The sequence below is a fragment of the Lentzea indica genome (assembly GCF_012184385.1).
GTDB classification, from domain to species: Bacteria; Actinomycetota; Actinomycetes; order Mycobacteriales; family Pseudonocardiaceae; genus Lentzea; species Lentzea indica.
Genome location: NZ_VSRL01000312.1, coordinates 1 through 9,581, shown reverse-complemented (window position 1 = coordinate 9,581; position 9,581 = coordinate 1). Strand labels below are relative to the sequence as shown.

The 9,581-nt window shown below is 70.0% G+C and carries 12 protein-coding genes; 4 read left to right on the top strand and 8 right to left on the bottom strand.

What is annotated here, in order from left to right; all coding sequences use genetic code 11:
* Positions 1-240: 240 nt before the first annotated feature.
* Positions 241-660, top strand: coding sequence for a MarR family winged helix-turn-helix transcriptional regulator (locus FXN61_RS43405; RefSeq protein WP_246292942.1), 420 nt, complete (start codon positions 241-243; stop codon positions 658-660).
* Between the two features lie 137 nt (positions 661-797).
* On the opposite strand, the gene FXN61_RS43400 is transcribed toward FXN61_RS43405, so the two are convergent.
* From FXN61_RS43400 to FXN61_RS43390, 3 genes are read right to left on the bottom strand one after another with little or no spacing between them, the layout of a single operon-like run.
* The gene (locus FXN61_RS43400; RefSeq protein WP_167979667.1) at positions 798-1,727 is read right to left on the bottom strand and encodes a PDR/VanB family oxidoreductase; all 930 of its coding nucleotides are present in this window, start codon (positions 1,725-1,727) and stop codon (positions 798-800) included.
* A complete protein-coding gene (locus tag FXN61_RS43395) occupies positions 1,724-1,882 on the bottom strand; it encodes a hypothetical protein (RefSeq protein WP_167979666.1) in 159 nt (52 codons plus the stop codon). Before FXN61_RS43395 ends, FXN61_RS43400 begins: the two co-directional genes overlap by 4 nt.
* On the bottom strand, positions 1,879-2,913 hold the full coding sequence (locus tag FXN61_RS43390) for a Rieske 2Fe-2S domain-containing protein (RefSeq protein ID WP_167979665.1): 1,035 nt from the start codon (positions 2,911-2,913) through the stop codon (positions 1,879-1,881). The genes FXN61_RS43395 and FXN61_RS43390 overlap by 4 nt, the downstream gene beginning before the upstream one ends.
* A gap of 228 nt (positions 2,914-3,141) precedes the next feature.
* Between FXN61_RS43390 and FXN61_RS43385 the strand changes: the two genes are divergently transcribed.
* Positions 3,142-3,948, top strand: a complete 807-nt coding sequence (locus FXN61_RS43385) for an AAC(3) family N-acetyltransferase (protein ID WP_167979664.1) — start codon at positions 3,142-3,144, stop codon at positions 3,946-3,948.
* A gap of 17 nt (positions 3,949-3,965) precedes the next feature.
* Here the strand turns inward: FXN61_RS43385 and FXN61_RS43380 are convergent, their stop codons facing one another.
* The 3 genes from FXN61_RS43380 to FXN61_RS43370 form a co-directional block, all read right to left on the bottom strand.
* Positions 3,966-4,742 (bottom strand): IclR family transcriptional regulator, encoded by a 777-nt coding sequence (locus FXN61_RS43380; protein WP_167979663.1) that lies wholly within the window; start codon positions 4,740-4,742, stop codon positions 3,966-3,968.
* An 83-nt stretch (positions 4,743-4,825) separates the two neighbouring features.
* Positions 4,826-4,963 carry a hypothetical protein gene (locus FXN61_RS43375; protein ID WP_167979662.1) on the bottom strand — a complete coding sequence of 46 codons (138 nt, stop codon included), beginning with the start codon at positions 4,961-4,963 and terminating at the stop codon, positions 4,826-4,828.
* Positions 4,964-5,159: 196 nt separating this feature from the next.
* Positions 5,160-5,333, bottom strand: coding sequence for a DUF5999 family protein (locus FXN61_RS43370; RefSeq protein WP_167979661.1), 174 nt, complete (start codon positions 5,331-5,333; stop codon positions 5,160-5,162).
* 215 nt (positions 5,334-5,548) lie between these two features.
* Between FXN61_RS43370 and FXN61_RS43365 the strand changes: the two genes are divergently transcribed.
* A complete protein-coding gene (locus tag FXN61_RS43365; protein ID WP_167979660.1) occupies positions 5,549-7,873 on the top strand; it encodes an ATP-binding protein in 2,325 nt (774 codons plus the stop codon).
* Here FXN61_RS43365 and FXN61_RS43360 read toward each other — a convergent pair.
* Entirely contained in the window at positions 7,870-8,343 is a 474-nt protein-coding gene (locus tag FXN61_RS43360; RefSeq protein WP_167979659.1) for a group II truncated hemoglobin, read from the bottom strand. The genes FXN61_RS43365 and FXN61_RS43360 overlap by 4 nt on opposite strands.
* Positions 8,344-8,406: 63 nt before the next feature.
* Between FXN61_RS43360 and FXN61_RS43355 the strand changes: the two genes are divergently transcribed.
* Entirely contained in the window at positions 8,407-8,721 is a 315-nt protein-coding gene (locus tag FXN61_RS43355) for a winged helix-turn-helix transcriptional regulator (protein WP_167979658.1), read from the top strand.
* A 10-nt stretch (positions 8,722-8,731) separates the two neighbouring features.
* On the opposite strand, the gene FXN61_RS43350 is transcribed toward FXN61_RS43355, so the two are convergent.
* Positions 8,732-9,581: LacI family DNA-binding transcriptional regulator (locus tag FXN61_RS43350; protein ID WP_167979657.1), on the bottom strand; the 850-nt coding region annotated here is incomplete at its 5' end.

Here is a 9,581-nt window from a genome sequence, read left to right as displayed (position 1 = left end):
CGTCCGCCGTCGTGCCCCAGGCGACGGACGTGACGACGGACCCGGTGGACGGGTCGACCACGTTGATCCGTCCGTCCTGACGGGACTCCCGCCACTGGCCCCCGATGAACAACTTGCCGGGTGCGACGTCGGGACGGCGCAGCGTTGCGGTCGGCCGGTCGTCGACTGCGGTCATGGTGAATCCGCCTTCCTGTGCCAGGCTTGGAGTGATCGGGGAGTTCGATGGGGAAGGTGAGGCACTTGCGTCCGTCGCTGATGTACGAGGTCAAGCAGGTGGAGCTCGCGGTGCGCGCACTCATGGACGAGGTGCTGCGTCCCGCCGGGTTGACGACGCTGCAGTACACGGCGCTGACGGTGCTGGCCCGCCGCGACGGCGTCACGTCGGCAGAACTGGCGCGCCACTCGTTCGTGACCGCGCAGACGATGACCGACATGGTCGCCGCGCTGGAGCGTCGTGAGCTGATCGTCCGTACGCCGGATCCCGCGCACGGCAGGAGGTTGCTGATCAGCCTCACGGACAAGGGCAGGGCGTTCCTGGAGGAACACGCCGCCGACGTGGCCGCGATCGAGAAGCAGATGGTGAGCAGGCTCAGCAAGGATGAGCGAACCGCGTTGCACGACATGCTGAACCGGTGCCGTGCCGCTCTCACCGGCTCCTAGTGACCACGCATGGTTCCGCTCCTCACTGAGCGCGTGCCGCTTGTGTCAGGACCTCGAATATCAGGATTCCTGATATAGAAATCATGGGTCCGTGTTGTTGAACTGTCAAGTGTTTCTTCTGTCCGGACATGCCCGGTTCAGAGGTCGAGCACCAGCCTGGGGGAGCACGACCGGGACACGCAGATCATCATCACCTCGCCGGACTCCCGTTCCTCCGCGGTGAGAACGGAATCGCGGTGATCGGGTGTGCCGGCGAGCACGACCGTTTCGCACGTGCCGCACGTGCCTTCCTGGCAGGACGACAACACGGGCACGCCCGCTCGTTCGACGACTTCGAGCACGGACTGGTCCGCCGGCACCCGCAGCACGGTGCCGGTCTGCGACAGCTCGATCTCGAACTCGTGCCGTTGTCCTTGTGCCGCACCGGGTTTCGGCGCGAACCGTTCAACGTGGAGGGTGCCGGTCGGCCACGCCGCGCAACGCTCCTCGACTGCCGCAAGCAGGCCTTCCGGCCCGCAGCAGTACACGGCAGTACCTTCCGCCGGTTCACCCAGCAGCGCCTCCAGATCCAGCAGGCCGTATTCGTCCTGGGGCCGGATCTCGACGTCGCCGAGGCGTTCCAGCTCGTCGCGGAATGCCATCGAGGACCGGGTTCTGCCGCCGTAGACCAGCCGCCAGTCGTGACCCATCGCCTCGACCTGCGCGATCATCGGCAGGATCGGGGTGATGCCGATGCCGCCCGCGACGAACAGGTAGCGCTTCGCTTCGACGAGCTCGAAGTGGTTGCGCGGACCGTGCACCTCGACCAGCTGCCCGGCGGCGAGCACGTCGTGCACGTGCTGGGAGCCGCCGCGGCCGTCCGGTTCGCGGAGCACGGCGACCTGGAAGACCGAGTCGTCGCGCGGGTCGCCGCACAGCGAGTACTGGCGGACCAGGTCGTCGGCGAGCACCAGGTCGACGTGGGCACCGGGTGTCCAGGCCGGCAGCGGGTCGCCGTCCGGATGTCGCAACGTCAGCAGCACCACGCCATCGGCGATGGGGTTCTTGTTCTCCAGCAACAGTTTCATGGCGCGTGCCCCACGGGGTGATCGAGGAGCCACTCCCACAGCTCGACCGGGTCCTCGAACTCGCGCTCGGCGGAGCAGTGGCACACCGCGCGAAGCCGGTCGGTGCCCAGCACCCAGTGGATGCGGAACACGCGGTCGCCGGTGAGCGCGTTCATGCCTTCTCGCACAAGCGCTTGAGCATCCGCCGCGCGGCGAGTCCGCCCGTGTCGATGTTGATCGACAGCTCCTGGTAGCCCTCTGGTTCGGTGGCGATGACCTTCTCGAGAACGTTCAGCGCCACGACGTCCTGCATGACGACGGTGCGGTTGTTCTCGGCGAGGAAGGCGGAGACGTCCTCGTCGCCGAGCGCGAAGTCCCTTGCCACGCACCAGAAGTCGTGCGTCGAGGTCTCGGTCTCCGGGGTGATCGCGTACACGACCTCGACGTGGAACGCGTCCGGGTCGGTCCCGTCCGGGTTGGGCACTGACCCGACCGGCGCGATGCGGCTGTGCAGCTTGTACAGGCACGGCGGCGTGTACTCGATGTCCTGCCAGCGCGCGATCCTGCCCTCAAGACCTGTCGACTTCGAGTAGAACGGCGGGCATTCCGCGTCGTCCATGTGCCGCGAGACGTAGACGATGCCCGCGTCCTCGTCGACCTCGGTCGTGATCGGGGTGGAGGCGACCTCCGGCGTGCCGATGTAACCGCCGTGCAGGTAGGTCTCGTGCGAGAGGTCCAGCAGGTTGTCGACGAGCAGCTCGTACCTGGCCTGCAACGGTTCCATGCCGGCGACCGTCGTGTAGTCCGGCGAGACGAGCCACGGCGCCCGCGGGATCCGCGCCGCGTCGGCGTTCGCCGGGTCGCCGACGAAGACCCACACGAACGAGTCCTGCTCCACCACCGGGTACGGCAGCAGCCGTGCGGTGCGCGGGATGCGGGTCTGGCCGGGCACGGCGACGCACTTGCCGCTCGCGTCGTAGGTGAAGCCGTGGTACCCGCAGACCACCTGGTCGTCGACAAGCCGGGACGGCGGCTGGGACAACGGGAAACGGCGGTGCACGCACCGGTCCGGCATGGCCGTCACCGCGCCGTCGCGGGTGCGCCAGAACAGGATCGGCTCGCCGCAGATGGTGCGGGTGAACAGATCGTGCCCGATCTCGGAACCGTAAGCCGCGACGAACCACTGGTCGCGGGGGAAGCCGGTCATCGACGCTCCTTCTCCGTGGTGGGGAGCCACAGAGTGGCCCAGGCCACTGCCCGAGCCGTAGCGCCCTTTCCGGAAAATGGAAGCTATTGGTTCCCCTTTCCGAACCGGGGTTCCGCTGGCCGGTCGGCGACCACGACGTCCCAACGCGACGCGGCGGCGGTCGGGAGATGAGATCCGGGCACGAAAATGACGTCGCACGGGAACAGGACCACTTCCTACGATGTGCCGATGTCCGAGACACCCACCGGTCCGTTGTGCACGCGGGAGTCGATCGCCACGGAACTCGGTCAGGCGGGTCTGCGCCCCGGTGACACGGTTCTCGTGCACTCCTCGCTGAGCTCCCTCGGCTGGGTCTGCGGCGGGGCGGAAGCCGTCGTCCTCGCCCTGCTCGACGCCCTCGGCGACGACGGGACGCTGGTGGTGCCCGCACACTCCGGCGACAACTCCGACCCGGCACTGTGGCAGCACCCGCCGGTGCCCGAGGCGTGGTGGGACGACATCCGCGCGTCGATGCCGCATTACGACCCGCGCACCACACGTACGTCTGGCGTCGGCGTGATACCCGAGGTGGTGCGGACCTGGCCAGGGGCTGTCCGCAGTGCCCACCCGCAGACGTCGTTCGCGGCGATCGGGCCGCGCGCCGCCGAGGTCGTGGCCGGTCACGACCTGGACTGCCAACTCGGTGAGCGGAGTCCGCTCGCCCGGCTGGAAGAGCTGGGGGCGCGGGTTCTCCTGCTGGGCGCGGGCTTCGGGTCCTGCACCGCGTTCCACCTCGCCGAGTACCGGATCCGGGCGCCGGAGGCCGACAACGCCTTCGCGATCACGACCCCGCGAGGCCGTCGCTGGACCACGGTCCGCGACATCGCTCTCGACAGTGACGACTTCGAGGAGCTGGGCGCGGCCTTCGCCGAGGAACGTCCGGTGCGGTACGGCAGGGTGGGCGCGGCGGTGACCCGGCTGTTCTCGCTGGCCGACGCCGTCGCGTACGCCGAGGTCTGGCTGGCGGCTCGCCGCCGGCTCGTCGAGCCGGCCTGACCCGACCTGCCGCAGGGTCAGACCGAGAGGGCGCGGGAGATCGCGTGGGCGCTGGTGCGCACGAGCCGTGCCAGTGCGTGTGGCGTGGAGCTGCCGTGCCGCACGACCAGCGATACCGCGGCGATGACGGCGCCGTGCCGGTCGCGGATCGGCGCGCCGACCGACAGTGAGTCCATCGTGACCTGGCGGTCGCTGATCGAGAAGCCGTTCGACCTGGTGGCGGCGAGCATCCTGCGCAGCTGCGCAGGATCGGTGACGGTCTTGTCGGTGTACCGGTCGATCGGTCCGCTCAGCACCTCTTCCTGCACCTCGGCGGGGGCGTGGGCGAGCAGGACCAGGCCGACGCCGGTGGCGGTGAGCGCGAACCGGCCGCCGACGCGGGTGAGCACCGGCACCGCGCCGGAACCCGCGATCCGTTCGACGAAGACGACCTCGGTGCCTTCCCTGACGGCGAGCTGCACGTTCTCCCTGGTGATCTGGGAGAGGTCCTCCAGGAACGGCAGAGCGGCCTCGCGCAGCCCCGGACCGCGTGGTGCGAGCGAGCCGAGCTCCCACAGCCGCAACCCGATCCGGTACAGCCCGTCCGCGCCGCGCTCGACGGCGCCCCACGCGCACAGTTCTTGCATCAGCCGGTGCGCGGTCGACAACGGCATGTCCGCGCGCCGGGCGAGATCGCTCAGCGTCAGCTCGCGGCGTTCGGCGTCGAACGCGTCGAGGAGCTGCAACGCACGGCCGATCACCGGCCCGGTGGGGCCCGCCGGCTTGCCTCTTCTCGTCACGCTCACCCCGGTCATCCTCTGGGAACGGCCCGGCCGCGTCCAGCGGCAACCCGGCTGGGGACTCAGGGATGGTCCACAAAGGATTCTTCAGGCGTCCGTCACCGGGCGTGCACGACACGGCCGCACCGGGTGAGCCAGGTGCCGACGTGCAACCATTCGCGGCCCACGCGGTTGGTGACCAGCACCGTTGGACGGAGGCAACGCGGGCACGGCTGCGGTGGCGAGTCGATGGTCATGGAGTGTCCTCCGGGAGTTGTCCTCGTGAGGGTGAGTAGCGGGGCGGACGGTCCGACCGCAGAGGCGCGCTGCGGCGAGCAGACCGTCCACCCCGCTCGCCCGGTGCGTGCCGGCGTCCGGGGGGAGGGACACCGGCGTGGGAACCACCGGGCACGCTGAGAGCGGCCGACGAAGTCAGGCCGCTCCCGAACGAGATCAGGCGGCGGGAGCGACGACGCGGTGGTCGGGCATCATCAGACCGCCGTCGTCGAACAGCACGATCCCGTTGCACAGCAGGTACCAGCCCTGTTCGGGGTGGGCGACGACGATCTCCGCCCACGGGCCGCGCGGGTCGGCTGCGACAGGGCACTGTGGCTCGTGGTGGCACATGGCTGGCACTCCTGGTGGACCTGGCGGTCGATTCCTCACCGGCCTGTGTGCTCCGGCCCACATGGAGAAAGAGTGCTCGCCACGCGCTGCGGACACATCGGGAGAAGTACGTAGATGGCTACGGACTTCCATCCGCCCGACCTCCGGAAGATGGTGGCCAAACCGTTGCGGGTTCCTCCTGCACGGAGGGAGACACCGCACTACGGTGCGTTGGTATGAGCACGGTCGTCCGGCGAAGACCGTCGGATCTCCCTCTGGAGCTGAGCAGCTTCGTCGGTCGCAGGCGTGAGGTGGACGAGGTCAGGCGCCTGCTGTCGACGTCACGCCTCGTGACGCTCACCGGACCGGGCGGAGTGGGCAAGACGCGGCTCGCCCTCGAGGTGAGCAGGGCCGTGCACCGCGCGTTCCCGGACGGGGTGGTGCTGGTCGAGCTGGACCAGCTGCGCGACGCGGAGCTCGTGGCGAACGCCGTGGCGGTGGCGGTCGGCATGCGCGAGTCGGGCGGGACATCGCTCGAGATGCTGATCCACTACCTGGCGTCCCGCAGGCTGCTGCTGGTGCTGGACAACTCCGAGCACCTGGTCGACGCGGTCGCCGAGCTGTCCGGCGCGCTGCTGCCGAGCTGTCCCGAGCTGCGGATCCTGGCCACGAGCCGGGAGTGGCTGGGCATCGTGGGCGAGGCCGTCATGCCCGTGCCACCGCTCACCCTCCCCGACCCGGAGCGGCCGGTCACCGAGCAGGAGCTGAGCAGGTCCGAGGCGGTGACGCTGTTCGCGGAACGGGCGGCGTCCGTGCGGCTCGGTTTCACCGTGAACGCCACCAACGGGGGCGCGGTGGCCGAGATCTGCCAACGCCTGGACGGCCTTCCGCTGGCGATCGAGCTGGCGGCGGCGCGGGTGCGGGCGCTGTCGGAGAAGGACATCCTCGCCCGGCTGCTGGACCAGCCCCAGTCGGTGACCGCCCAGTCGTTGACCGCGGGGCGGCGCCACCTTCCCGCCCGGCAACAGACGCTGCGGTCGTGCATCGAGTGGAGCCACGGCCTGTGCTCGGACCGGGAGCGGCTGCTGTGGGCGCGGCTGTCGGTGTTCGCGGGCGGGTTCGAGCTCGACTCCGCAGAGGACGTGTGCTCGGGCGACGGGCTCGCCGTCGAGGACGTGCTGAGCACCGTGGCCTCGTTGCTGGACAAGTCGATCCTGGTCGCGGAGCAGCACGGCGACGTGATGCGCTACCGGATGCTGGAGACCATCCGCGAGTTCGGCGTGGAGCGGCTCGAACACACCGGTGAGTACGCCGGCCTGCTCCGCGCGCACCGCGACTTCCACCTCGGGCTCATCGAGCGGGCCAACGGCGACTGGGTGAGCTCCCGGCAGGTGGAGTGGTTCGCCAGGCTGGACCGCGAGCACGCCAACGTCCAGGCGGCCGTCGACTACTGCCTCAAGGAACCGGGGGAGCTGGACGCCGCGTTCCGGATGCTGGCCGGGTTGTTCCACTTCTACTGGTGGGGCCGCGGGTGGGCCAGGGAGGGCCGGCTGTGGCTGGCGCGTGCGCTCGACCGGCCGAGCCCGCCGTCCGCCATCCGAGCCCAGGCTCTGCTCACCGACGGCAGTCTGGCGTCCGCGGACGGGCAGTTCGACGTCAGCCTGCAGCGTCTGGCCGACGCCAGAGCCATCGACGACGTCGTGGCCGACCCCACCATCACGGCCTTCGCGTGCTGGGTGGAAGGCAGCGTCGATCTGTACAGCGGTGACCTGCCTGCCGCGATCGCGGCCTTCGAGCGGGGCATCGCGGTGCTGCCACCGGGAGTCGACGTGCCGCGCCGCCTCGACCTGATGCTGAGCTACTCGAGCGCGGTGGGGCTCGCGGGAGACGTGGCCAAGGCGACCGCCTGTCACCAGGAGTGGTTGCGCATCACCGAGCCGGCGGGGGAGTGCTTCCACCGCTCGTACGCGCTCTGGAGCATCGGGCTGTTCGCGATGGCGCAGGGCGACCACGACCGGGCGGCCGAGCTGTACCGCGAGAGCATCCGGCTGCGCCGTGACATCCGCGACCTCACCGGAATCGGCTGGTCGGTGGAGTCGCTGTCATGGGTCGAGGCCGCGCTGGGGCACCTGGCGCCGGCGGCGACGCTGCTCGGCGCGGCGGACAGGATCTGGGAGATCATGGGCCGTCCGCTACGCACCTACCAGCACCTTTACCCCTATCACGAGGAAACCGAGCGTGCCGCGCGGGAGCGACTCGGCGCAGAGGGGTTCGAAGAGGCGTTCGGGCGCGGCCGGGCGATGGACGTCGACGAGGCCATCGCGTTCTCCCTGAACGAGGAGCCGCCCACCGTTCCGCCGGTGGCGCCGCCGAGCGTGCTGACCCGGCGTGAACGGGAGATCGCCGGCCTCATCGCCGAGGGCCTGACCAGCAGGGAGATCGCGGACCGGCTGGTGATCTCGGTGCGGACCGCCGAGACCCACACCGAGCACATCCTGGCCAAGCTCGGGTTCAAGTCCAGGGTGCAGGTCGCGACCTGGATGTCCCAGCAGCAGCCTTAGCCCTTGATGTACGGCGGCGCCACGCCCCAGCCCCACTTCGGCACCGGCGCCCCGTGATACGGCGTGGCGTCCGGTGCGGAGTTCTGCACCGCCAGGCGTGTGCCCCACTCCAGATAGGACACGAACGCGGCACGGAACTCCGGATCGTCCGGCAACTCCACCTCGTCCGCCGCATCCATGATCAGGTTCAGCCAGCGGCGGCGTTGCTCCTCGGTGATGGCCCGCCCGAGGTGCTTGGCCAGCATGAACTCGTAACCGCCCCGCTCGGCGCTGTACGCGGCAGGCCCGCCGAACACCTCGCCCAGCCACAGCGCCACGTAGCGCGCGTGGCCGGGATCCATTCCGGCGAACACCGGCGCCAGCAGCGCGTCGTCCGCGACCCGTCGGTAGAACGCCTCGGTCAGCCGCAGCAACGCCTCCGCGCCACCGGCCCAGGTGTAGAGCGAAGGTGTTGACTGGTCGTTGATCATGACATCCACTCCAGCATCATGCGGAGCACCCGGCAAGTACGCACCTTTTGGTGAGGAGCGCCCATGTACCACTGTCCCGTCGAGCTCGCCCTCGACGTCATCGGCGGCAAGTGGCGGACGGTGATCCTCGCCCACCTCAAGGAACGCCCGCACCACTACGGCGAGCTGCGTCGCAAGGTGCCCGGCATCAGCGAGAAGATGTTCGCGCAGCGGCTCCGCGAGCTGCAGGACGCGGGCCTGGTGTCGCGGGTCGAGGTGCCTCCGCACGTCGAGTACTCGCTCACCGACGAGGGCAGGAGCCTGGGACCCGCTCTCCAGGCCCTCTACGACTGGGGTCTTGCGCGCGCAGCCCGCACTGGTGCGGTCATCGCGCCCTGACAGCAAGGCGTCATGCGCTCTCGCGGACGACCAGCGTGGAGGCGAAGAACGTCACCGGACTGGATGCCGAACGGTCGAGCGCGGCCCGGACAGCGGCTGCGGCGATCTCCTCCACCGGATGGGTGCTCGTGGTGAGCGCCGGTGTGCTGAGACCGGCGAACGCGATGTCGTCGAAACCGGCGACCGCCACGTCGCCGGGAACATCGGCGCCCAGTCCGCGCAAGCCGTTCAGCACGCCGAGCGCGGTGGCGTCGCTGATCGCGAAGACCGCGTCGGTGTCCGGCCATCGCGCCATGATCTCCACCGCGGCGGTCTCACCGCGGGCCGCGCTGAAGTCGCCGGGTACCAGTCGGACGTCGCCACCGATGTCCTGCACGACCCGCCGGTAGGCGTCGATCGCGCGATCTCCGCACGGTAGCCACGACGGTCCGGTGACCATCGCGATCCTGCGCCTGCCGGTGTTCACCAGGTGCCGCACGACCCCGTCGGTACCGGTGCGGTTGTCGATGTCGAACGACGGCACGTGGCGGGTGCCGACGCCGATGGCGACGGTCCGGCCACGCAGTGACCTCGGCAGGGCTTCGAGCGCGGGCCGGACGGGGTTGACCACCACCAGGCCGCCGATCCCTCTGCTTTCGGCGAGCCGTGCGAGTGCCGCCGGGTCGTTCAGGGGCAGCCAGTGCAGGGAGACCCCGATCTCTCGCTCGGCGGCGATGCTCGTCGCCGTGATCATGACTCGGCCCACGTAGGCGTCGTCGAGCACCGCGGCCGTGTGGCCGATGACGGCGATCGCGAGGCGGGTGCCGCTGCGGGAGGCCAGCGCGCGGGCGGCGGCGTCCGGCACGTAACCCAGTTCGGCG